Source organism: Dickeya sp. MK7 (assembly GCF_000406305.1).
In the GTDB taxonomy this organism is placed as follows: domain Bacteria; phylum Pseudomonadota; class Gammaproteobacteria; order Enterobacterales; family Enterobacteriaceae; genus Dickeya; species Dickeya fangzhongdai.
Map to the genome: position 1 here is coordinate 3,304,709 of NZ_CM001984.1, position 23,300 is coordinate 3,328,008.

The 23,300-nt window shown below is 59.1% G+C and carries 24 protein-coding genes; 7 read left to right on the forward strand and 17 right to left on the reverse strand.

The window, feature by feature from the left end; all coding sequences use genetic code 11:
* Nucleotides 1-19: 19 nt before the first annotated feature.
* The 5 genes from accD to pdxB form a co-directional block, all read right to left on the reverse strand.
* Nucleotides 20-931, reverse strand: coding sequence for an acetyl-CoA carboxylase, carboxyltransferase subunit beta (accD, locus tag DXXMK7_RS14225; RefSeq protein ID WP_038919661.1), 912 nt, complete (start codon nucleotides 929-931; stop codon nucleotides 20-22).
* Nucleotides 932-1,161: 230 nt separating this feature from the next.
* Entirely contained in the window at nucleotides 1,162-1,827 is a 666-nt protein-coding gene (locus tag DXXMK7_RS14230) for a DedA family protein (RefSeq protein WP_369831404.1), read from the reverse strand.
* Between the two features lie 63 nt (nucleotides 1,828-1,890).
* Nucleotides 1,891-2,721 (reverse strand): tRNA pseudouridine(38-40) synthase TruA, encoded by an 831-nt coding sequence (truA, locus tag DXXMK7_RS14235; RefSeq protein WP_038919662.1) that lies wholly within the window; start codon nucleotides 2,719-2,721, stop codon nucleotides 1,891-1,893.
* Nucleotides 2,721-3,731, reverse strand: coding sequence for an aspartate-semialdehyde dehydrogenase (locus DXXMK7_RS14240; RefSeq protein ID WP_038919664.1), 1,011 nt, complete (start codon nucleotides 3,729-3,731; stop codon nucleotides 2,721-2,723). Before DXXMK7_RS14240 ends, truA begins: the two co-directional genes overlap by 1 nt.
* Before the next feature lie 85 nt (nucleotides 3,732-3,816).
* A complete protein-coding gene (gene pdxB, locus DXXMK7_RS14245) occupies nucleotides 3,817-4,950 on the reverse strand; it encodes a 4-phosphoerythronate dehydrogenase PdxB (RefSeq protein ID WP_038919665.1) in 1,134 nt (377 codons plus the stop codon).
* Nucleotides 4,951-5,463: 513 nt separating this feature from the next.
* On the opposite strand from pdxB, the gene flk reads away from it, so the two are divergent.
* Nucleotides 5,464-6,678 carry a flagella biosynthesis regulator Flk gene (flk, locus tag DXXMK7_RS14250; RefSeq protein ID WP_038919666.1) on the forward strand — a complete coding sequence of 405 codons (1,215 nt, stop codon included), beginning with the start codon at nucleotides 5,464-5,466 and terminating at the stop codon, nucleotides 6,676-6,678.
* Between the two features lie 125 nt (nucleotides 6,679-6,803).
* Here flk and fabB read toward each other — a convergent pair whose 3' ends face one another.
* On the reverse strand, nucleotides 6,804-8,024 hold the full coding sequence (gene fabB, locus DXXMK7_RS14255; RefSeq protein WP_038667395.1) for a beta-ketoacyl-ACP synthase I: 1,221 nt from the start codon (nucleotides 8,022-8,024) through the stop codon (nucleotides 6,804-6,806).
* Nucleotides 8,025-8,182: 158 nt separating this feature from the next.
* Between fabB and mnmC the strand changes: the two genes are divergently transcribed.
* The 4 genes from mnmC (at nucleotide 8,183) to DXXMK7_RS14275 (ending at nucleotide 12,226) form a co-directional block, all read left to right on the forward strand.
* Complete coding sequence (mnmC, locus tag DXXMK7_RS14260) at nucleotides 8,183-10,201, forward strand: bifunctional tRNA (5-methylaminomethyl-2-thiouridine)(34)-methyltransferase MnmD/FAD-dependent 5-carboxymethylaminomethyl-2-thiouridine(34) oxidoreductase MnmC (protein ID WP_038919667.1); 2,019 nt, start codon at nucleotides 8,183-8,185, stop codon at nucleotides 10,199-10,201.
* A gap of 65 nt (nucleotides 10,202-10,266) precedes the next feature.
* A complete protein-coding gene (locus DXXMK7_RS14265) occupies nucleotides 10,267-11,100 on the forward strand; it encodes an AraC family transcriptional regulator (protein WP_038919669.1) in 834 nt (277 codons plus the stop codon).
* An 86-nt stretch (nucleotides 11,101-11,186) separates the two neighbouring features.
* The gene (locus tag DXXMK7_RS14270; protein WP_188726071.1) at nucleotides 11,187-11,915 is read left to right on the forward strand and encodes an AzlC family ABC transporter permease; all 729 of its coding nucleotides are present in this window, start codon (nucleotides 11,187-11,189) and stop codon (nucleotides 11,913-11,915) included.
* Nucleotides 11,912-12,226, forward strand: coding sequence for an AzlD domain-containing protein (locus tag DXXMK7_RS14275; protein ID WP_038667383.1), 315 nt, complete (start codon nucleotides 11,912-11,914; stop codon nucleotides 12,224-12,226). The genes DXXMK7_RS14270 and DXXMK7_RS14275 overlap by 4 nt, the downstream gene beginning before the upstream one ends.
* 88 nt (nucleotides 12,227-12,314) lie before the next feature.
* Here the strand turns inward: DXXMK7_RS14275 and DXXMK7_RS14280 are convergent, their stop codons facing one another.
* The 4 genes from DXXMK7_RS14280 to DXXMK7_RS14295 are packed head-to-tail and all read right to left on the reverse strand — an operon-like array spanning nucleotide 12,315 to nucleotide 15,586.
* Nucleotides 12,315-12,740: an organic hydroperoxide resistance protein gene (locus DXXMK7_RS14280; RefSeq protein WP_038667380.1), complete on the reverse strand. Its 426-nt coding sequence runs from the start codon at nucleotides 12,738-12,740 to the stop codon at nucleotides 12,315-12,317.
* A 53-nt stretch (nucleotides 12,741-12,793) separates the two neighbouring features.
* A complete protein-coding gene (locus DXXMK7_RS14285) occupies nucleotides 12,794-13,423 on the reverse strand; it encodes a glutathione S-transferase family protein (protein WP_038919671.1) in 630 nt (209 codons plus the stop codon).
* A gap of 25 nt (nucleotides 13,424-13,448) precedes the next feature.
* A complete protein-coding gene (locus DXXMK7_RS14290; RefSeq protein ID WP_038919672.1) occupies nucleotides 13,449-14,126 on the reverse strand; it encodes a type 1 glutamine amidotransferase domain-containing protein in 678 nt (225 codons plus the stop codon).
* 41 nt (nucleotides 14,127-14,167) lie between these two features.
* Entirely contained in the window at nucleotides 14,168-15,586 is a 1,419-nt protein-coding gene (locus tag DXXMK7_RS14295; RefSeq protein ID WP_038919673.1) for a coniferyl aldehyde dehydrogenase, read from the reverse strand.
* A gap of 307 nt (nucleotides 15,587-15,893) precedes the next feature.
* On the opposite strand from DXXMK7_RS14295, the gene DXXMK7_RS14300 reads away from it, so the two are divergent.
* Nucleotides 15,894-16,790 carry a LysR family transcriptional regulator gene (locus tag DXXMK7_RS14300; protein ID WP_038919674.1) on the forward strand — a complete coding sequence of 299 codons (897 nt, stop codon included), beginning with the start codon at nucleotides 15,894-15,896 and terminating at the stop codon, nucleotides 16,788-16,790.
* A 164-nt stretch (nucleotides 16,791-16,954) separates the two neighbouring features.
* On the opposite strand, the gene DXXMK7_RS14305 is transcribed toward DXXMK7_RS14300, so the two are convergent.
* The 6 genes from DXXMK7_RS14305 to prmB all read right to left on the reverse strand — a co-directional run bounded on the left by DXXMK7_RS14305 (nucleotide 16,955) and on the right by prmB (nucleotide 21,603).
* Entirely contained in the window at nucleotides 16,955-17,233 is a 279-nt protein-coding gene (locus DXXMK7_RS14305) for a YfcL family protein (RefSeq protein WP_038919675.1), read from the reverse strand.
* Nucleotides 17,234-17,268: 35 nt separating this feature from the next.
* Nucleotides 17,269-17,832: an elongation factor P hydroxylase gene (locus tag DXXMK7_RS14310; RefSeq protein ID WP_082170923.1), complete on the reverse strand. Its 564-nt coding sequence runs from the start codon at nucleotides 17,830-17,832 to the stop codon at nucleotides 17,269-17,271.
* On the reverse strand, nucleotides 17,832-18,632 hold the full coding sequence (locus tag DXXMK7_RS14315) for a sulfite exporter TauE/SafE family protein (RefSeq protein ID WP_038667361.1): 801 nt from the start codon (nucleotides 18,630-18,632) through the stop codon (nucleotides 17,832-17,834). Before DXXMK7_RS14315 ends, DXXMK7_RS14310 begins: the two co-directional genes overlap by 1 nt.
* A 3-nt stretch (nucleotides 18,633-18,635) precedes the next feature.
* Complete coding sequence (gene mepA, locus DXXMK7_RS14320) at nucleotides 18,636-19,466, reverse strand: penicillin-insensitive murein endopeptidase (protein ID WP_038919676.1); 831 nt, start codon at nucleotides 19,464-19,466, stop codon at nucleotides 18,636-18,638.
* A gap of 46 nt (nucleotides 19,467-19,512) precedes the next feature.
* Nucleotides 19,513-20,598 (reverse strand): chorismate synthase, encoded by a 1,086-nt coding sequence (aroC, locus tag DXXMK7_RS14325; protein ID WP_038919677.1) that lies wholly within the window; start codon nucleotides 20,596-20,598, stop codon nucleotides 19,513-19,515.
* Between the two features lie 72 nt (nucleotides 20,599-20,670).
* A complete protein-coding gene (gene prmB / locus DXXMK7_RS14330; RefSeq protein ID WP_038919678.1) occupies nucleotides 20,671-21,603 on the reverse strand; it encodes a 50S ribosomal protein L3 N(5)-glutamine methyltransferase in 933 nt (310 codons plus the stop codon).
* 274 nt (nucleotides 21,604-21,877) lie between these two features.
* On the opposite strand from prmB, the gene smrB reads away from it, so the two are divergent.
* Complete coding sequence (smrB, locus tag DXXMK7_RS14335) at nucleotides 21,878-22,420, forward strand: endonuclease SmrB (RefSeq protein WP_038667348.1); 543 nt, start codon at nucleotides 21,878-21,880, stop codon at nucleotides 22,418-22,420.
* A 102-nt stretch (nucleotides 22,421-22,522) separates the two neighbouring features.
* Here the strand turns inward: smrB and sixA are convergent, their stop codons facing one another.
* The gene (gene sixA / locus DXXMK7_RS14340) at nucleotides 22,523-23,008 is read right to left on the reverse strand and encodes a phosphohistidine phosphatase SixA (RefSeq protein WP_038919681.1); all 486 of its coding nucleotides are present in this window, start codon (nucleotides 23,006-23,008) and stop codon (nucleotides 22,523-22,525) included.
* Between the last annotated feature and the right edge of the window lie 292 nt (nucleotides 23,009-23,300).

Sequence of the window (23,300 nt, forward strand, 5' to 3'; positions counted from 1 at the left end):
GCTCCCGGTACATCATTGATTAGGCTTCACTCTGTGATTCAGGCGAGACGGGCGGCCGCGCCACGGCGGATTCCTGCGGCTCCGGGCGATTCGTCAACCGGGACAGGATGCTCGCCAGTTTGTAGCGCATATCCGCACGACGGACGATCATATCGATGGCGCCTTTTTCCAGCAGGAATTCACTGCGCTGGAAGCCCGGCGGCAGCTTTTCACGCACCGTTTGCTCAATAACGCGCGGGCCGGCAAAACCGATCAGCGCTTTCGGCTCGGCGATGTTCAGATCGCCCAGCATCGCCAGACTGGCGGACACGCCGCCCATCGTCGGGTCGGTCAGCACCGAAATGTACGGCAAGCCGCGTTCGCGCATTTTCGCCAGCGCCGCGCTGGTTTTCGCCATCTGCATCAGCGACATTAGCGCTTCCTGCATACGGGCGCCGCCGCTGGCGGAGAAGCAAACCAGCGGGCAGTTGTCTTCCAGCGCCTGCTCGACGGCACGGACAAACCGCGCGCCGACGACTGAAGCCATAGAACCGCCCATGAAGGAGAATTCGAACGAAGCCGCGACCACCGGCATGTCGTACAGCGTGCCCTTCATCACCACCAGAGCGTCTTTTTCGTCAGACTGCTTCTGCGCCGAGACGATACGGTCCTTGTATTTTTTGGAGTCTCTGAATTTCAGGACATCTTTAGGCTCCAGCTCGCTGCCCAGTTCCACCATGCCTTCTTTGTCCAGAAACGCATGGAGACGAGCCCGGGCGGACAACCGCATGTGGTGATCACATTTCGGACACACTTCCAGGTTGCGTTCCAGCTCGGCGCGGTAAAGCACCTGACCGCAACTGTCACATTTAGTCCACACCCCTTCAGGAATATTCGCCTTGCGGGTTGGCGTGACATTACTTTTATTAAGAATTCGTTCAATCCAGCTCATTGATAACCTTTCTGCTTGAACCTGGCACCAGCCAGTACGCTGCTACACGTTACCCCATCCCTGGCAACGCCGCCGATAAAGCGATATCGCATCCCGGATACGCCGGGATAAGACATTGGCATTCAGGCTTGTTTATACAAACACAGCCATAAATGCTGCTCATTAAACCATAACGATCCGGACGTGTGGATAAAAAACTGGTCAAACCGGATGTTAAAATAATTTTCCACTTATTTCATATTTTGCCGCGTCAGGGCGCGCTTATGCCGCCAGAACTCGATCAACCCCGGCAGAATGGAGATGAAGATGATCGCCACGATCAATAACTTCAGGTTCTCCTGCACCACCGGCAGATCGCCGAACAGGTAGCCGGCATAGGTGAACAACAGCACCCACAGCAGCGCCCCGGTCACGTTGTACAGGGCGAACTCGCGGTAACGCATGTGCCCCATCCCGGCGACAAAGGGCGCAAATGTTCTCACAATCGGCACAAAGCGCGCCAGAATTATTGTCTTGCCGCCGTGACGTTCATAAAACGCATGGGTGCGATCCAGATAGCTGCGCCGGAAAATGCGCGAGTTGGGATTGCGGAACAATTTCTCGCCGAACAGCCGGCCGATAGTGTAATTCACCGCATCGCCCAACACGGCGGCCACCAACATCAACGTCACCATCAGGTGAACGTTCAGGTCATTGGTCGGCAACGCGGCCAGCGCGCCCGCCACAAACAGCAGCGAATCGCCGGGCAGGAACGGCGTGACCACCAGGCCGGTTTCACAAAACAGAATCAGGAACAAAATCGCGTAGATCCACACGCCATACTGCGCCACCAGCCCAGCCAGATGCACATCAATGTGCAGGATGAAATCAATGATAAACCGTACAAAATCCAGCATAATCGCGTCCTTATTCAGTTCAAATGCCGACTTCGCCGTTCGTTGACGACGCGCCAGTTACCCTTAAATCGCCTCATCCGGCAGAAACAGCGGTCCCATCGACGCGCATGGAATACCGAAATCCTGCGGATAATCCACCGAAACCAAATACAGTCCATCGGCTTTCGCCGTCGCGGCGGCCAGCGTTCGATCCTTTGCCGCCAGCAGTTCGGCCATCCAGTTTTCCGGCTGGTTGCCGCACCCGATTTCCATCAGGCTGCCCACAATGTTACGCACCATATGATGCACAAACGCGTTGGCCTTGATATCCACCACGACATAGTCCCCCTGACGCACCACCCGCAGGTGCATCAGGTTACGCCAGGGCGTGCGCGACTGACACTGCACCGCCCGGAACGAGGTAAAATCGTTCTCGCCCAGCAGGCACTGACCGGCGCGGTGCATGCGCTCGGCGTCCAGCGGCAGGTAGTAGTGCGTCACGCCCCGCGACAGGATCGCCGGCCGGAAGCGCCGGTTATAAATCACGTAGCGGTAACGACGAGCGGTGGCGCTGAAACGGGCATGAAACGCGTCATCCACCGTTTTCACCCAACGCACCGCGATATCCGGCGGCAGGTTGGCGTTGACGCCCATAGTCCAGGCGGCATCCTTACGCACCGACCGGGTGGTGAAATGCACCACCTGCCCGGTCGCATGCACCCCGGCGTCGGTGCGACCGGCGCAAAATACGTCGATTCGCTCGTTCGCCACCTGAGACAACGCCGCCTCCAGGCAACCCTGAACGCTGTCTACCTCAGCCTGACGCTGCCAGCCGTAATAACGACTGCCGTCATACTCGATCCCCAGGGCGATTTTCAGCGGCGCCTCGTCATCCGCGTGCTGCAACGCCGTCATTACCCCAGGTACTCCTCAATCAGCCGCTCGGCGGTTTCCACCGCCATCAGCGCGCCGCCGAAACGGATATTGTCGGCCACCGACCAGAACTGCAACAGTTCGGGAATGCCGTAATCGTTGCGCAGGCAGCCAATATTCAGTTGTACATTGCCGGACGCGTCTTCCACCTGCGTCGGGTAGTCGTCTTCCTCGCTCAGCGCCACATCGCCCGCCTGCGCCAGTACGTCGCGCGCTTCATCGGCAGACAGCGGACGCAGCGCTTCCAGATGCACCACCTGCGCATGACCATAAAACACCGGCGACTGTACGCAACTGACCGAAATCGGCAGGCCGTCGTCCTGCAATACCTTACGCACCTGCTCCACCAGCCGACGCTCTTCACGCACGCTGCCTTCGGTATCCGCCAGCAGCGGCAACAGGTTGAACGCCAGCTGTTTCGGGAACAAACCCGGCTCGGCCGGAATACCGTTGAGCAGACGAGCGCTCTGACCGGCCAAGTCATCCACCGCTGCCTTGCCGTGAGCCGACACCGACAGCAGGTTGGTCACATGCAGACGCGACAGCCCGGCCTGCTCCGTCAGCGGTTTGATCGCGGTGAGCAACTGGCTGGTCAGGCTGTCCGCCACCGCCACGATATTGCGGTTGCGGTAATCCGCCAGCACGTGCGGGTTGACGCCCGGCACCACCAGCGGCACGTCCGGCTCCAGCGCGAACAGGCCGCTGCTGTCAATCACCAGGCAACCGGCGTTGCCCGCCGCGTCGGCATAGCGGGCGCTGGCTTCCATACCGGCGACGAAAAAAGCCAGTTGTACCTGCGACCAGTCGAAATCCGCGGCGTCTTCCACCCGCAGCGAACGGCCGCTAAAACGCAGGCTCTCGCCGACGCTGTTTTCACTCGCCAGCGCATAGAGCTCACCCACGGGAAACTCACGTTCCTGCAACAGCTCCAGCAAAGCGGTGCCGACGGCGCCGGTCGCGCCCAGCAGCGCGATATTCCAGCCATTGGACATGTGATCGTTCTCCCCAACAATAATGAATAAAACACACCGGACGATGATCGCACCGCCCGGATTAATCTGATTTTGATACAGGAAATTAGTGATCGTTGACCGACGCGGTGAAACCCAGCCGGTTCAGCCGGTCTGCACTCTCCCGATCGGCGCAGACGACATGCAGCGATGACCACTCGCGCCGCTCCTGATAGAACTTGCGCAACCGGTCAAATTCGCCGGGCACGTGCGCCACCTGACGCAGCAGGGCGTCATCACGGCGCACATCATACACCAGATGCACCAACCGTTTGAGCTGACGCTCATCCAGCGGCACGGTCAGGGTGACCTCGGACAGTTCCGGCGCCGGCAGCAGCGACGACAAGGCGACCTGTTGCGGCTGACCGATGAAATGGCTCCAGGCTTCGAAAACCTGGGTGGTGCCGCGCGCTTTGCCTTCCAGCGTATAACCGGCGATATGCGCGGTGCCGATGTCGACCCGATCAAGCAGTTCGATGGACAACTCCGGCTCCGGCTCCCACACATCCAGCACCACGCTGAGGTTTTTGCCGCCTTGCAACGCCGTCAGCAAGGCGGCGTTATCCACCACCGGACCGCGGCAGGCGTTGATCAGAATGACGCCGTCTTTCAGACGCGCCAACAGCGCGGCATCCACGCTGTGCCAGGTGGCGTAAGGGCCGTCTTTCAGCAGCGGCGTGTGAAAAGTCAGCACATCGGCCTGCGCCACCACCTCGTCCAGCGACAGGAACGGCCCGCTATCGCCGCGATCCGCCCGCGGCGGGTCGCACAGCAGCGTGCGGACGCCCAGCGCCGTCAGTCGGTCATTGAGACGGGAGCCCACGTTGCCCACCCCGATAATGCCGACGGTACGATCCGTCAGATTGAAGCCATCGCGTTCCGCCAGCATCAGCAGCGAGGAAAACACATACTCCACCACCGCAATCGCATTGCAACCGGGCGCAGCGGAAAAGGCGATGCCCTGTTGGCGCAGAAACGCTTCATCGACATGATCGGTTCCCGCCGTCGCCGTACCGACAAATTTCACCGCTTTGCCGGTCAGCAGGTCGGCGTTCACTTTGGTGACCGAACGCACCATCAGCGCATCCGCCCCGTTCAGGGCATCCGTCGGAATCGGCCGCCCCGGCACCGCCGTCACCTCGCCCAGACGGCTGAACAGCGTCTGCGCGTAAGGCATATTTTCATCAACTAGGATTTTCACGTTGGCTTTCCTGATAGACCGCTGACGACACCTGCGCCGCAGCGATGAAACGAAGGGCATTATTCTGCCACAAACCGGCACAGGGTAACACTGACGACGGGAACGGCACCCGCCGGCGTTCTGGCATCATACCGGGCCGCCAGAAACCGTTGTCAAAGCGGCAGGCTGGCTACTGTGGAACCGTGTTGTCACATCATCATGGATATGCCCGATCAGGCCGGCGGCAATCCGTACCCGCAGCCCGTCCACCGTAGCCCCGGCACTGGCCGCATAACGCGAGCGCCGCGGATTACTCTATCTCCGCGCGCCGCTTTGCCCGTCGGAATCGGCGCGCGTCACGCCGGTCATGCGTTTTCTCGCCTTTTCGTTCGGTTCAGCGGAATTTTCGCCTGTTCACGCCCGACGAACTATCGGTAATACCGCGCCGTTGTTATGATGACAGTGGGTATGATGGCGATAATTTCATCGGGTTGATGCGAAATCCCGTCGAGCGTTTACGGTAAGGATCACACCATGCAACCGATCAGTAACCCCGGCAATGTTTCCCTGCAGGGAGAAAAAACGCTGGAAACCGCGTTGTCGAAAACCGCGACATCCCAGACGGACGATTCACCGCTCACGCTGGCGCAGCGCACCACGCTGGAAAAGCTGGTGGTGCAGATTTCCACCCTGAGCGGCGCCAAGCCGGCGGAAGTCTGGGCAACCGTGCGCGCAGAGCTCGGCACGAAAAATAACGCGGAGTTGCTTGCCAGCCAGTTTCCGGCTGCCGAGCAGAGTTTGCAGAACCGACTGACGACCGTACAGGGGTCGCAGGATACCCGCCAGTTGCTGCAACAGCTGACCAGCCTGCTGTCGCAGGGGAATAACCGTCAGGCCGTCAGCGATTTCATCCGCCAGCAGTTCGGCCACACGGTGCTGAGTTCGCTGACGCCCTCGCAGCTAAAGCTGGTGGTGACGCTGCTGCAAAACGGCCAGTTGCCGCAGGCCGCCACACTGTTGTCCACGGGGGGCAATACCCTGCCGTTTGGCAATACCGCGACAGGGCAGCCGATTCAGTTTCCCCAGACGCCTACCGCCGCCACCATACCGCCGCCGCTGCCGCAAACGTCTCAGCAACTGGCGGCCATGCTGCAAACCGGCGTCATTCCGGACGGGTTCACCGCCAATTCATCGCCGGCGGCGACCGCGCTGCTGGACCGCGCGCTGCTGCCCGCGGAACACAACCAGCTCAACCAGTTGGTGTCAAAGCTGGTGGCGCTGACCGGCGAATCGCCGGGTAAAGTCTGGCAAACGATGATGGACATGCAGGGATTGAAAACCGGCGATCCGATTCCGGCGAAGAACTTTCAGGTGTTAAGCCAGTTCCTCAACACCCAAAGCATTCTGTTGCAGCAGCATACCCTGCCCACCCTGCATACGCTGCAGGCGGCGCTGAAACAGCCGCTCGATCAGCAGGAACAACAACTGTTGCAGGATTTCACCCGCAGCACCCTGAACATTACGCCACAAACGCCGCTCACCCCTTCGCAAATCAGCGACGTGGTGACGTTCCTCTACCGCCGGCGACTCCAGCAGATCCAGGAGGCTTCCGCCGCGCCGTTGCAGCCGTTTATCAACCCGCTCATCGTCGCCTTGCCGCAGGAATGGCGGTCGCTGGTCAATAAACCTATCGGGCTGGCGCTGGTAGCGATCCTGGTGGTGGCCTTGCTGATGTGGGTCGTGCTGTAAGCTGATGTGAGTAGTGCTGTAACGCGCGGGAAATCAGAGAAAGCGGCAGAGAAAAGCGGATTGGCGGCAACGATCGTCAGACAAAAAAATACCGGGCAAGCCCGGTATTTTTTATATTTTCGCGGTTACTGCGCGTATTTGCGCATCACCAGCACGGCGTTGGTGCCGCCGAAACCGAAACCGTTGGACATCACGGTAGTCAGCTGACGTTCGGTCGGCTCGGTGACGACGTTCATGCCTTGCGCCTGCTCGTCCAGCGTTTCAACGTTGATGCTCGGCGCAATGAAACCGTGCTCCAACATCAGCAGCGTATAGATGGCTTCCTGCACGCCCGCGGCGCCCAGCGAGTGACCGGTCATGGCTTTGGTGGAAGAGATCGGCGGAACGTTGTCGCCGAACACCTGACGGATCGCCCACAGTTCTTTCACATCGCCCACCGGCGTTGAGGTGCCGTGAGTATTGATGTAATCCACCGGGGTATCGACATCCTGCAGCGCCAGCTTCATGCAGCGCACCGCGCCTTCGCCTGACGGGGCTACCATGTCGGCGCCATCGGACGTCGCGCCATAGCCAACCACTTCAGCGTAGATATGCGCGCCGCGCGCCAGCGCGTGCTCCAGCTCTTCCACGACCACCATACCGCCGCCGCCGGCGATAACGAAACCGTCGCGATCCGCGTCATAAGTACGGGAAGCGCGTTCCGGCGTCTCGTTGTATTTGGTAGACAGCGCGCCCATAGCGTCGAATTCGCACGCCAGTTCCCAGCACAGCTCTTCGCCGCCGCCGGCGAACACGATGTCCTGTTTGCCCATCTGAATCTGCTCGACCGCGTTGCCGATGCAGTGCGCGGACGTAGCGCAAGCGGAACTGATGGAGTAGTTGACGCCGTGGATTTTAAACGGCGTCGCCAGACAGGCGGACACGCCGGAAGCCATCGCCTTGGTCACGACATAAGGGCCGACCGCTTTCAGGCCGCGTGGGCTACGCATAGCGTCAGCGCCAAACACCTGGAAACGCGGGGAACCGCCGCCGGAACCAACGATCAACCCTACGCGCGGATTGTTCTGGTAGGCTTCTTCGGACAGCCCGGAATCCTTGACGGCTTCTTCCATGCACAGGTAAGCGTAAATAGAGGCATCGCTCATGAAACGTACAATTTTACGTTCAATCAGGCCCGCCGTATCCAGCTTGACGTTACCCCAGACGTGGCTACGCATGCCGGAATCTTTCAGCTCTTCGGAGAAAGTGATGCCAGAACGGCCTTCACGCAGGGATGCCAGCACTTCCTCTTTGTTATTACCGATGCTGGACAGAATACCCAGACCAGTAATCACCGCACGTTTCATTCAATACCTCTTCCGCTTGTAGAGTTTGGATTTAGCTCCGCACTTTAGCGTACAGATGTAAGCTGAACAAGTCCGATCAGACTAACTTTTCTCAAATTTGCGACTTAATAAACCGCTCGCTAAAATCTCGCCACCGCTTGAATAATGAGTTAGTTGCCGTGACAAGCCCTTCCATCCAGCATGCAGACCTGAACTGGAACGCTCAGGGTACACCTGTATCGCAACAGTTTGATGACGTTTATTTCTCCAACCAGGATGGCCTGGCGGAAACCCGCTACGTCTTTCTGCAGGGCAACGGTTTTCCGCAGCGTTTCTCCGACCATCCCGGCCCGGTCTGCACCGTGGCGGAAACCGGCTTCGGCACCGGACTGAATTTCCTGACGCTGTGGCAGGCGTTCGAACAGTTTCGCCAGCAACAACCGGACGCCGCGCTGCAGCGGCTGCACTTCATCAGTTTTGAGAAATTTCCGCTGCGCCAGTCGGATTTGGCCGCCGCGCACGCCAGTTGGCCGGAGCTGGCGCCTTTCGCCGACGAACTGCGCCGGCACTGGCCGCTGGCGCTGCCCGGTTGTCACCGGCTGATTCTGGCGCAGGGGCGCATCACGCTGGACCTGTGGTTCGGCGACGTCAACGCCCTGCTGCCCAAACTGGACAACAGCCTGACCCGGCGTATCGACGCCTGGTTTCTCGACGGATTCGCCCCGGCCAAAAATCCGGACATGTGGACCGATGCGTTATTTCACGCCATGGCGCGCTTGTGTCGCAACGGAGGGACGTTCGCGACCTTTACCGCGGCCGGTTTTGTGCGCCGGGGATTGCAACAGGCGGGATTTGACGTCAGCAAAATCAAGGGATTCGGTCAGAAACGGGAAATGCTGTGCGGCACGGTGTCGCACAGCAGTGAACAGCCGCACCCCACTCCCTGGTACGCGCGTCCTGCGGCCACACACCCGCAGGAGGTGGCGATTGTCGGCGGCGGCGTCGCGGCGGTACTGACGGCGCTCGCGCTGCTGCGACGCGGCGCGCGGGTGACGCTGTACTGCGCCGACGAACAGGTGGGACAACGCGCCTCCGGCAATCGTCAGGGCGCGCTCTATCCGCTGCTGAACGACAAGCAGGATGCGTTATCGGGATTTTTCGCCACCGCGTTCGGCTTCGCCCGCCGCTGCTATGACACTCTCGCCGCGCAAGGGGTGACGTTTGAACACGACTGGTGCGGCGTCAGCCAGCTGGCTTACGATGAAAAAAGCACGCGCAAAATAACCCAGATACTGGCCGGCAACTGGCCGGAGACGCTGGTACGCCCGGCGGACGCGCGCACCCTGACCGAACAGGCCGGCGTACCGCTGCACACCCACGGCCTTACCTACCCGCAAGGCGGCTGGCTATGCCCGGCCGAGCTGACCGCATCGGCCTTTGCGCTGGCCTGCCGTCAGGGCCTGCAGGCGCATTTATCTACCGCCGTCGCCGCACTCGCCCACACCGACAGCGGCTGGCAACTGACGCTGGCGGACGGCCGTCAGCGTCAACACGCCACGGTGGTGCTGGCCAACGGTCATCAGGTAAGCGACTGGGAGCAGACCCGCCGCCTGCCCGTCTACGCGGTGCGCGGTCAGGTCAGCCACGTCCCCGACACGCCGTCGCTGTCCACGCTGCGTCAGGTACTGTGCTACGATGGCTACCTGACGCCGGTCAGCCCGCATCACCACACGCATTGTATCGGCGCCAGCTATCATCGCGGCGATACGGATACGGATTACCGTGAAACCGATCAACAGCAGAACCGTCAGCGGTTGATTGATTGTCTGCCCGACAGTGACTGGCCCACCGAGGTGGACATTTCCGGGCAACAGGCGCGTTGCGGCGTGCGCTGCGCGATCCGCGATCATCTGCCGTTGCTGGGTCAGGTGCCGGATTACCCACAGACACTGGCGTGTTATCAGGATCTGCCAGAACGGCTGGCTGACGGCGACGAAGTAGCCGCCGCCCCGTCCTGGCCGAATCTCTATCTGATTGGCGCGTTGGGGTCACGCGGTTTATGCTCTGCGCCGCTGGCCGCCGAAATACTGGCATCGCAGTTGTTCGGCGAACCGCTGCCGCTGGACAGCGATACGCTGGCGGCGTTGCACCCCAATCGGTTTTGGGTGAGAAAACTGCTAAAAGGCAAAGCGGTATAGTTGAATTCGGATAGCGCATTCAATACGGCAGCAATTTTATACCAAACAGGATTCGGGAGCGGGTCATGGGAAAACCTTCATCGCGGGAAGAAGTGCAGTTTCACCACCTGAAAGATCTGGGCGGGCTGGAAATGCTGCAGGCTCGCTACCATCACCAGCGTTTTTCCCGCCATTCGCACGAGAATTTCTGTATCGGCGTGATTGAGGAAGGCGCGCAGCGTTTCTATCGCACCGGCGGTGAACACGTCGCCCCCACCGGCGATATCATTCTGGTCAATGCCGATGAAATTCATACCGGCCACGCCGAAGTCGCCAGCGGCTGGTCCTACCGCGCCATCTATCCTTCGCCGGACTTGTTATGCCACCTGTCGCGCGACCTGCGCGTGCCGCAAGGCGCCACGCCGTGGTTTCCCGATGCCGTCTTGCATGACCCCGGCTTGTCGGCGCAATTGCGGCTGGCCTTCACCCTGCTGCCGCAGGCAGGCAATAGCCTGTTGAAAGAAACCCTGCTGTTTTCGTCATTGAGCTGGCTGATGATGCGCTACAGCAAAACCCGCTCCGACGGACGGACCTTGCCATCGGCGAGCCAGTCCATTCTGCGGGCGAAAGCGTGGCTTGACGAATGCCCGGAGCAGGATATCAGCCTGCTGCAACTGGCGGAGGCAGCCGGCCTTAGCCCGTGGCATTTTCTCAGACAATTCAAGGCGCTGCTGGGCATGACGCCCCATGCTTATCTGGTTCAGGCTCGCCTGCGTCAGGCGCGCTCGCTGCTGATAAAGGGCGTTAGCCTGTCTGACACCGCATCCCAGTGCGGCTTCTCCGATCAGAGCCACTTCAATCGCCATTTCAAACGCGCAATGGGCATCACGCCGGGTGAGTTTGTCCGTACTCTGAAGTAATCAGACATCAGGCAATTTCTTTCAATACCGCCGCCGCTCTTCTGTCTATTCTTCCGGCTTATTCGTTGAAGAAGAGAATCGTGGTTATGTCATTTTCACCTTTCACCGCCTTATCACGACGATATCCGTCGGACTCGGCATCCAACCAATTCCTTAGCGGCGCAGTCGCTATGTTGCCGCTGTGCGTGGCGGTTATTCCCTGGGGCATTCTGGCGGGTTCAATGGCGGTACAGGCCGGGCTGACATTCTGGCAAGCGGTGGGGATGTCGGCGGTTATCTTCGCCGGCGCGGCGCAGTTGGTGACGCTGAGCCTGTTGATGTCGGGGAGCAGCGTCATGACTATCTTGCTGACCGTCATGGTGATTACCGCCCAGCACCTGATTTATGGTCTAACGCTGCGCCCTACCATCGCGCCGCTGAAAGCCCGTTATCGCCTGTTGCTCGGTTTTCTGTTGACCGACGAGTTATTCGCGCTGGCGATAGCCGCAAAGACACGGCTGACCACCGCCTATCTACTCGGCGCCGGGCTGACGTTTTATCTGTGCTGGGTGGTATGCAGTCTGGCGGGCGTGATGATGGCGAATGCGATTCCCCATCTCGATCGCTACCATCTGGATTTTTCCATCGTCGCCACCTTTATCACGCTGGTGGTACCGATGGTCAAACGCCTGCCGGTACTGGCGGGGACGCTGTTTTCACTGTTGATGTCGATGCTGCTGGCTTACTGGCGCATCGAAGGGGCGATCATGATAGCGGGCCTCGGCGGCATGGCCGTTTCGGTTCTGATGGCGCGGCTTAACGGAGAAACATCATGAGTTGGGGATTATTACTGTTACTGGCGCTGGTCGTATTTGCTTACCGCTACGTGTTTCTGGAACCCGGCGTTCCCGTCAGGCTACCTGCGCTGTTCCGGCAAGCGCTCAACTACTCTGCGCCTTGTTTGCTGACGGCCATTTGCGGGCCGGTGATCCTGCTGCATCAGGAAGCGCTGCGTCCCTTTCCGGATAACCCGTACTTATGGGGCGCGGTGGGCAGCGTGGCGATCGCCTTGCTGGTTCGCCACACCATGCTGGCGGTGATGGCGAGTCTGGGCGTGTTTTATGCGCTCTGTTTCTGGCTGCAATAGCCCACGTTGAAAAATAGGAGACAGGGATGACCGTGTGAGCGCCATCCCTTTATCCGACAAACAGTTACAACACTTATCCGAAAAACAATTACAACACGGTCAATGTCACATCGATATTGCCGCGCGTAGCGTTGGAATAGGGGCAAACCTGATGCGCTTTTTCCACCAACGCCTGAGCCTGCGCCTTGTCCATGCCGGGAATGGTAATGCGCAGTTCAACTTCGATACCAAAACCGCCGCCGGATGGACCAATGCCGACAAGACCTTCAATCACCGTGGCGGAGGGAACCAACACCTTCTCTTTGGAGGCCACCAGTTTCAGCGCGCCGGTAAAACAGGCCGCGTAACCGGCGGCAAACAGTTGCTCGGGGTTGGTGCCGGAACCGCCAAGGCCGCCCAGCTCGCGCGGAGTGGTCAGTTTCAGATCGAGGTGATTATCATCGGAAACCGCATGTCCATCCCGTCCGCCGGTCACCGAAGCCTGGGCGCGATAAAGTACTTTCTCAACAGCCATAGTTGTAACTCCCTTTTAAGACAAGATAACCGTTCTAAAATCAGTAAAAGCCGTCAGGCCTGAGTTGATTCCAGACGCTGCGCCTGCTGCCAGCTCGGGATATCCGCAATGCGTTGCGAATAACGGAGAATATGGGGGTACTGTTGCCCCAGATTAAAGCGCTCCGTGACCAGCTTCACCACGAACCCCAACATAAAGTCCGCCCCGGTCAGGCGCTGCCCAACAATAAACTCGCGTGAAGCCAGGTAGTCGTTCAAATAGGAAAACACTTTTTTGAACTCCACCTCGGCATAATCATCCAGAAACTTCAGCGTCTGACCGGTATTTTTCTCAAACTGATTAAAGACTTTCAGTAATACCGGCAGCATGGCCGAGCTTTCCGCAAAATGAATCCATTGCAGATAGTCGGCATAACCCGCATCCTGCTCATCGGGCGCCAGCTGCGGCGCGTATTTACTGATAATGTACTCAACGATGGCGCCGGACTCGGCAATCACCTTGCCGTCAATCTCCACCACCGGCGATTTACCCAGCGGATGGATAGCCTTGAGCGCTTCCGGCGCCAGTTGCGTCTGCGGATTGCGCTGGTAGCGGATCAGCTCATAGGGAAGCTGCGCCTCTTCAAGCAACCAGAGAATACGCATGGAACGCGAAGCATTCAGATGATGCAATCTTATGGTCATTCTGCCTGTTTCCTTTGTCAGCCGATTAAGCCAGTTGTTTTAACAACGCCTTGGCGACCGCTTCCGAACTGGCCGGATTCTGGCCGGTGACAAGCTTACCGTCCTCGACGAGGTAAGGGTGCCAGTCAGGGCCTTTGGAATACAACCCGCCCAGTTTCTGAAACTCGTCTTCAATCAAAAACGGCACCACATCCGTCAATTCCACTGCCGCTTCTTCCGTGTTGGTAAACCCGGTGACCCGGCGACCTTTGATCAGAGGCTCGCCATTGGCGGCCTTGACATGGCGCAAGACGCCGGGAGCATGGCACACGAAACCGATGGGTTTTCCGGCCCGTTCAAATGCTTCGATCAGCGCAATGGAAACCGGTGATTCCGCCAAATCCCACAGCGGACCATGACCGCCCGGATAAAACACCGTGTCGAAATCTTCCATACGCACGCTGTCCAGTTTCACCGTGGAAGCCAGCGCTTGCTGTGCTGCCGGGTCGGCCTTGAAGCGATGGGTCAGTTCGGTCTGGAATTCCGGCAAATCGCTTTTCGGGTCCAGCGGCGGCTGTCCGCCTGCCGGCGACGCCAGCACCACATCAGCGCCGGCATCTTTGAAGGTGTAATAAGGGGCGGCGAATTCCTCAAGCCAGAACCCGGTTTTCTTGCCTGTGTTTCCCAGCGCGTCGTGGGATGTCAATACCATCAGTACCTTCATCGTCATTCTCCTTAACTCACTAATTCAGTAGGTCGTTCGCATCAGCCTTTCAAAAACGCTTCAAGCTGAGACACTTTGTCGCTATAGGGCGCCCGCAAACGCAGGTTGGATGCGCCCTCTTCATCCTGAACCACAACCGCTTTGGCGTGGCTAAAACGGCGGAAACCATGAATGCCGTGGTAAGCGCCCATGCCGGAAGCCCCCACCCCGCCAAAAGGCAGTGCGTCGTTACTGGCATGCGTCATCACATCATTGATGACCAGCGCCCCTGACGTGGTCCGTTCAGCAAACGCGGTTTGCCGCGCCGACTGCTGACCAAAGTAATACGCAGCCAGCGGGCGCGGATGCGCGTTGATGTACGCAATCGCCTCTTCCTGCGAATGACAGGTGCGTACCGGCAACAATGGCCCGAAGATCTCCTCCTGCATAATCTGCATCTCATCGGTGACATTCAGCACCAGATGCGGCGCGATCTTGCGGGAAACCGCATCAAAATCCGGCTCGCCCTGAGGCGCCAGGCTCACCAGCGTCGCGCCCTGTTTTTCAGCATCCTTTAACAGACCAACCAGACGCTCATAGTGTCGCGGCGTAATGATCGACGTATAGTCAGGGTTGTTCTGAAGCGTCGGGAATGCCTGAGCCATAAACGCCTTGCCGGCCTGAACAAAGGCATCAACCTGATCGCCCGGCAACATGACGTAGTCAGGGGAGAGGCAGATCTGACCGGCATTAAAGGTCTTCACGGTCAGGGTACGCTGCGCCGCCAGGCCGACATCCGCATCACGGTCGATGACCACCGGCGATTTCCCCCCCAGTTCCAGTGTAACGGGCACCAGATTATCGGCTGCGGCACGCATCACATGGCGACCAACGGCGGAACTGCCGGTAAAGACCAAATGATCAAAAGGCAGGCTGCTGAACGCAGCGCCAATCGCCGCGTCGCCCAACACCACTTCCAGCTCCAGCGGGTCAAAGTAACGCGCGATCAGCTCCGCCAGCAGTTCCGAGGTGGCGGGCGTCAGCTCCGAAGGCTTCAGCATCGCGGTATTGCCTGCGGCAAATACGCCGGCCAGCGGCCCAAATGCCAGATTGATGGGGAAATTCCACGGACTGATCACCCCGACCACGCCCAGCGGCTGATGCTGTATCCAGGCCTGCATGCCCGGCACGGGGCTGTCGACGAATTCCGGTTTCATCCATTGCGCTACGTACTCCGCGGAATGCTCAAGCGTTTTCACCGTCGTCGCCATATCCGCCACCAGCGACTGATACACGCTGCGATGACCAAAATCCGCATCCATCGCTTTACTGAGCGACGAATAATTTTCCCGGATAAGCCGGGCGCTGCGTAGCAGCCTGTCGCGGCGCAGCGCGGCGTCGGCCGGGCCAGTGGCGATGTGGGCATTCTTCATGGTCTGCAATATCGCTTTTAAATCGTTGGTCGTTTGCGCTAAAGGCATGATGGTGAATCCTTAACAATCGTGTGGTGTCTTTCTTCCCGACAGGCGGGAAAACAAAAAGCGCGTATCCATTCGGCTCACCGTTATTTGGATCGCATCAGGCGGACGAATCCGCTCAAACCGTAACGCTGGAGTGCGATCCCTTCGCTTGCCGTCCGGCTTTGATATAAATTTTCCTTTACTTCCCGCAAACCGCCTTCCGAATAAAAGGCAGTTATGTTTTGATAGAGCGCACTTTAGCGACGTTAATCAGTTGTGACCAACTAGCATATTTAGGTATGGATATAAAAAATTTTATGGGTGATACATGTCTCTTGTTCGGCTGAGAACCTTTATTGAGGTGTATCGACAACGCTCTATCAGCGGCGCCGCACGCACGCTTAACCTGACGCAGCCTGCGGTATCACAGCATGTCGCCGGTTTGGAAACGTCGATTGGGCGACCACTGTTTGAGCGGCAAACGCGAGGCGTCGTCCCCACGTCGGTGGCCGATGAACTGGCGGCGGATATTGGCGATCGGCTGGATGAGGCGGAAAACGCACTGGCCTCGGTGAAAGCGCGTTCACTGGAATTGGCTGGCGCATTACAAATCATTGGTCATGCGGATTTTCTGGCCGAAGTCGTAGCCAAACAATTGTTGCCGCTGCTGGAGGTGGGGGTGCGCGTCCGGATGCAAACCGGGGATTACGACGCGATTACCCAAAGCCTGATTGAGGGCTACTGTGATCTGGGGATCTCGGCGGCGCCCTCGCATGACACCCGGTTGAAAAGCGAGCTGATGCTGACCGACGAAGTGATGGCGGTCGCGTCGCCCCAGGTCGTCGCCCGGCTGATGAACACGCCGGATACCCTGGCGGCGATGCAAACCGAACCGGTGCTGGCCTATAGCCTGACGCTCCCGCTTATCGATAACTGGTTTACGGCGAACCGTGTGCAGGCGCCGGCCATCCTTCCCGCCATGGTCGGGCAAGACTTACGCGCCTTATGCAGCCTGTTGTGCCAGGGATTTGGCTGGAGCGCCCTGCCTGCGTATTTATGCACGCCCTATATCGAACGAGGAGAGCTGAGTGAAATTCCCGCCCCCGTAGCGCGTGCCAGCCGAAGTTACTATTTACTCTGGCAACCCAGCGCGCTGCGCCAACCGCGCGTCGCCCATGCCAGACAAGCGTTACTGTTTCGGCTAAGACAAAAACACGGGCTGTAGATTTGTCGCGCCGTTGAGGCAGCCGGATGATGTCCGGGCCAGAAGATACGCCCGTTCAGATTCCGTGACCGCACGCCTGCCGGTCACGAAATCAGGTTCAGCGAAGGGTTAAGACCCCATCACGGGTCGACACAGGCGACCGCCCATTCCGACCCTCGCGCGTGTTACTGCAATTGCGCCTGCTGATACAACGATTCCCAAACCTGGGCGACCAGCGCCTGATCCGGCGGCGACAGCTCGCCGTTATTAATCGCCTTGTTCAGGCTGTCCTGTACCCGGGCATGCAGCGCCTGCGCCGTCTGTTCGCCATGCGCTTCGGCTTCCGCCACCGCCAGCGTCAGGTGGCCGCGCAGGTAACCGCTGGCAAACAGTTCATCATCGCTGGCGTGCTCCACCATATTGTCAATCAGCGTCAGGATGCGCGCCTCGAATTCTGCGATCATTAATGGTCCTCAGTTATCGTGTTGCCCGCCGATCATCACAAATCGGCCGGATAAGGAAAGTCCGCCGCGGTTTGCGGCGCAGTGTGGTAAAAGTCCCGCAGCGCCTGAATAAAGCGCGCAGGTCGGCCGGGCACGCCCTGTTGCAGATAAATCATGACCTGCGCGTGCACCCGGCGCTGGAAAGCGATGCGATCCGGATCGACATCGCCATCCAGATTGTCGCAGCTGACATTAAACGGAAAGCCGGCGGCCACGCAGAACATCCACTCCAGCGCCTGCGGTTTGATTTCCACCGACTCAAACTGGCTCTGGGTCGCGGCGTCGCGTCCGTCCGGACAGTACCAATAGCCGAAATCCACCAATTTGCGCCGCTCTTCACCGGCGATGCACCAGTGGGAAATCTCGTGCATGCCGCTGGCATAAAACCCGTGTGCGAACACAATGCGGTGATACGGCGCCTGATCGTCGGCCGGCAGGTAAATGGGCTCATCGTCGCCCTTCACCAGCCGGGTATTGTATTCCTCGCTAAAACACCGGTTGAATACGGCGATCAACTGGTCGTAATGGTGAGTGTGTGCAGTTTCAGTCAACATCGTCATCAGAATAGCTGTCCCAGCCAGCGGGCAATCTCGCTGCCGTGGTTGTCATGAATCAATTTGATGCTCATCAGGGCGGACATGATCACCAGCATCGGGCGAATCAGTTTCTGCCCCTTGGTCAGCACCATTCTGGCCCCCAACCGGGCGCCGATAATCTGCCCGACCAGCATGACCAAACCCACGCCCCATACCACCTGACCGCCCAGCATAAAAAACACCAGGCCGCCGAAATTGGAGGTGAAATTGAGCACTTTGGCGTGCGCGGTGGCTTTCGCCAGATTGAAACCCAGCAGAGTGACGTAGGCCAGCGCATAAAACGACCCGGCCCCCGGCCCGAAGAAGCCGTCGTAAAACCCGACGCAGGCGCCGCCCAGCAGGGAAAACGGCAACAGCGACAGGCGCGCATGCCGATCCTCATCCCCCACTTTCGGCATCAGCAGAAAATAGAGGCCGATACCGATCACCAGCACCGGCAGCAATTTACGCAGGAAATCGGCGTGAATCTGCTGAATCAGCCAGGCGCCGAACATCGCGCCCAGCAAGGTCAGCGGCACCGCCAGCTTCAGTATTCGCATGTCCACCGCTTTGCGGCGGATGAAATACAGGCTGGCGGAAAACGAACCGCCCACCGCCTGCAATTTGTTGGTCGCCAGCACCTGAGCGGGCGACAGCCCCGCCGCCAGCAACACCGGAATGGACAGCAGCCCGCCGCCGCCGGCGATCGAATCCACAAATCCAGCGATCACGCTTGCCAGAAACAATAGGGCCAGAATATCCGGCCCAACAACGAACCATTCCATGAATTATTCCGCAATCAGATGGCGATCAAGCAACGCCTGACAGGAAGGCGGCAACGGGGGTGGCGTCGTTTTGGCCGGCGGTTCGGCGCCCGGTTTGCGCGGCTGGAACCAGCTGTTCAGTTCAGCGCCGCACCCATCGCCCGCCGGCGGCGCATCCTGATCCTGACATTCCAGACTATCCGCCGGACAACGCAGCCGCACATGCATGTGCGCGCGATGGGCGAACCACGGCCGGACCTTGTGCAGCCAGTTGCGATCGCCGCCGGCTTCCAGACACAGCTGCTTTTTGATGGCCGGATTGACGAAAATGCGCGTTACATCATTATCCTGCGCCGCCGTCTTCACCAGCTTCAGCACATCCGGCGACCATGCGCGCGGATTGACGTTTTTACCGTCCGCCAGCACCAGATCCAGCGGTTGCGGCTGCAGCAACTGCTGCTGACTCCAGCGCTGACGCGGCAGTTGCAGCCAGATATCCACATCCAGCCCCGACTGATGGCTGGCGTGACCGCTGCTGAACCGTCCGCCGGCCGGCATGCCCATGTCGCCGATCAACACGGTGCCGCCGGTGGCGCGATGCACGCCGGCGCTGAGACGATGGATGAACGCCAGCAGGTCCGGATGACCGAAGTAACGCCGCTGGTCGACGCGCATCACCTGATAATCAGACGACTGCAGCGACAGCGGCTGTGCGCCGATGATACAACCATTGGCAAACGCGCCGATGGCCTGAGGCTGGCCTGCCACCGGGTGGGTTATCTCCTGCCACGGTGTCTTCGCCAGCGCGGCGCTGCAAAACAGCAGCGCCACCATCCCAATCCAGTTTGTTTTCATTGTTTTATGGTATTCGTGTTCGGTGTATTACCGTGTTTTTATGGTGTTACCAACGGGGAACCTGGCTCGTCACGTCCGCGCACTGCGCGCGCTGGCGCAGCAGATGATCCATCAGGACAATCGCCATCATCGCTTCGGCAATCGGCACCGCGCGGATTCCCACGCACGGGTCATGGCGACCGCGGGTGATCATTTCCGTTGCGTAGCCGTCGCGGGTGATGGTGCGCCCCGGCACGGTGATGCTGGAAGTCGGTTTCAGCGCCAGATGGGCGGTGATCGCCTGACCGCTGCTGATGCCGCCCAGAATGCCGCCCGCATGGTTGCTCTGAAAGCCTTCCGGGGTGATTTCATCACGGTTTTCGCTGCCGCGACGGTTCACTACCGCGAAGCCGTCGCCGATTTCCACGCCTTTGACGGCGTTGATGCTCATCAGCGCGTGGGCCAGATCGGCGTCAAGACGATCAAACACCGGCTCGCCCAGCCCCGGCGGCACCGACTCAGCCACCACCGTGATTTTCGCGCCGATGGAATCGCCCTCTTTTTTCAGGGCGCGCATCAGTTCATCCAGCGCGTCGAGCTTGTCCGCATCCGGGCAGAAAAACGGGTTTTGCTCCACCTGCGCCCACTCTTTCAGTTCGCACACCACATCGCCCATCTGCGCCAGATAGCCGCGGATCACCACACCGTGCAGCTGTTGCAGGTATTTTTTGGCAATGGCGCCGGCGGCCACGCGCATAGCGGTTTCACGGGCGGAAGAGCGACCGCCGCCGCGGTAATCGCGGATGCCGTATTTCTGCTCATAGGTGTAATCGGCGTGACCGGGGCGGAACAGATCCTTGATGGCGCTGTAGTCCTGCGAACGTTGATCGGTATTTTCAATTAACAGACCGATACTGGTGCCGGTAGTCACGCCTTCAAACACCCCGGACAGAATACGCACCTGATCCGGCTCGCGGCGCTGGGTGGTGTAACGAGAAGTCCCCGGACGACGACGGTCCAGGTCGTGCTGCAAATCGGCCTCGGTCAACGGAATACCCGGCGGTACGCCATCCACCACGCATCCCAGAGCGATGCCATGAGATTCACCAAAGGTGGTGACACGGAAAAACTGACCAATACTGTTTCCTGCCATCACGGCTCCTTAGCATTGAAAAAACATCAGGGCGCCAGACGGATATTTACCGCCCGCCGCCCTGCGGAGGGATTAATCCCGGTAAAGGCTGAAATGCGCCTGACAGTCCAGCAGTTGGGAACGGGTCAACATGAAGACGCCGTCGCCGCCGTTGTCGAACTCCAGCCAGGTAAACGGAATATCCGGATACTGCTCCATCAGGTGCACCATGCTGTTGCCGACTTCACAAATCAGCACGCCCTCTTCGGTAAGAAAGTCCGGCGCGCATGCCAGAATCCGGCGCACCAGTTTCAGGCCGTCGCTGCCCGCCGCCAGTCCCAGCTCCGGTTCGAAGCGGTATTCCTGCGGCAGGTCGGCCATGTCTTCCTCATCCACGTACGGCGGATTGGTGACGATCAGGTCATACTGAATCGCCGGCAGGTCACGGAACAGGTCGGAACGGATCGGCGTCACGTTGTATTCCATGCCGTGCTGCTGGATATTCTGTTCGGTCACCGCCAGCGCCTCGTCGGAAATATCTACTGCATCCACTTCCGCTTCGGGGAACGCCTGAGCGCAGGCGATGGCGATGCAACCGCTGCCGGTGCACAAATCAAGAATATGATGCGGCGCGTTGGGCAACAGCGACGCAAAGCGATTGTTGATCAACTCGCCAATCGGCGAACGGGGCACCAGCACCCGCTCATCGACATAAAACTCCAGTCCGCAAAACCAGGCCTTGTTCGTCAGATAAGCCACCGGAATACGCTCGTTGACGCGGCGAATCACCCGCTCGACGATGCGATGACGCTCGCTGGACGTCAGCCGGGCGAGGTACATGTCTTCCGGAATATCGATCGGCAAAAACAGACTGGGCAGCACCAGTTGCAGCGCCTCATCCCACGGATTATCGGTGCCGTGTCCATAGTAGACGTTGGCGGCGTTAAACCGGCTCACTGTCCAGCGCAGCATATCCTGAATGGTATGCAGATCGTTGACCGCCTCATCGACGAAAATTTTGTCCAAGTTTGTCCTCCACAGACTACTGTCTCTGTAATCGCATGTTTCTGTGATGGCAATAGTTTGCCATGAAGACGGCGACAAATCAGCAGATATCACCGCCGGACGGCGCGGAGCGGGGGATGCAACGATAAGGTTTTGTTTAGCGACCGGCACGGAACAGGTAAACTATGCGAATATCAAAACTATGCGAATATCAAAACTATGCGGACACCGAAACTATGCGGATACCGTATTGAGGTTCTGCAACAGAACCGCGACGATGACAGAGTGACGCAAAATGAAAAAAAAATTCATGCTTGATGACGAGGAGCAGGCGCTTTTCCGCACGTCGGTGGCGGGCGCCACCCGGTTACGTCAGGACACCTATGTTCACCGTCCGGCCCGTACCAAACCCGGCGCATTGCCGCCACGACGGATGATTCAGGAACAGGTGGACGCCAGTTTCTATTTCTCGGACGAATTCCAGCCGCAACTGGAGAATGACGGGCCGACGCGCTATGTCCGGCCGGGCGCCAGTCATTACGAGCTGAAGAAACTGCGTCGCGGCGACTATTCGCCGGAACTGTTTTTGGATTTGCACGGACTGACGCAGCTGGAAGCCAAGCAGGAACTGGGGGCGCTGCTGGCCGCCTGTCGGCGCGAACATGTCTACTGCGCCTGCGTGATGCACGGCCACGGCAAACACATTCTTAAACAGCAAACGCCGTTGTGGCTGGCCCAACACCCGGACGTGCTGGCGTTTCATCAGGCGCCGAAGGAATTCGGCGGCAATGCGGCCTTACTGGTGCTGGTGGCGCAGGAAAGCGCTGACGAGGAATAACCTTCCCCGCCTCACCTTCTTCGCCGTTCTGGAAAATCGCCTGCGGCGGGAAACCGTATGAAAACCGAACAGGAGCCGCTAACGGCGCCTGTTGTCGGACGATCAGGGTTTAACTTTGGCCGTCAGTTGGGACGGCGTGACCTGCCAGTGGTATACGCCCGCACCGGAAACGTCATCCAGCTCGACGCTGGCAATGGCCGACGTGGCGAACATGGGCGCGGTCTCAGACGGGCACAGCCCGGCGACCAGATATCCCACCAGCGGCAGGTGGGAAATCACCAGCACCGCGCTGGTGCCTTCTTTCGCCAGCGCCAGCAGATAGTCGCACACCAGTTCGGCGTTGCCTCCCGGCGTCAGCTCCGGCAGACATTCACTTTCCGGCAGCGGCAACACCTCCGCCACGACCTGCAACGTCTGCTGAGCCCGCACGTAAGGGCTCACCAGTACCCGATCAATATCAATCGACTGATCGTTGAGCCAGGCTGCCATCTGACGAGATTCTTCATCTCCCCGGCTGCTTAAAGGCCGGAGCGCATCACTGGCGGCGTCAGGTACGGCATCACCATGACGCATGATCAAAACTTGCATATTACACCGCTATATTGATGAAAAAGGGCAATAAAACCCTGGGGATAGCTTCAGATTAGCTGAATCGGCACGGAGCCGTTTTGCGGCAGGTCACAGCCTGGTATCGGGCATCGCCACATCATGCTGATGGCGTTTTGACCAGCGCAAAGCGCATTTTTTTACCCCAATTGCCGGCGAATCGCAACCAACCGCATCATGCGCCACGCTGCGCCACGGCCCCGCAATCACGCCGTAGTCGGCAACCTCCCGTTTTTTCAGGCAATTAACCTTAATTTTTTCAGGGCAAAGCCGG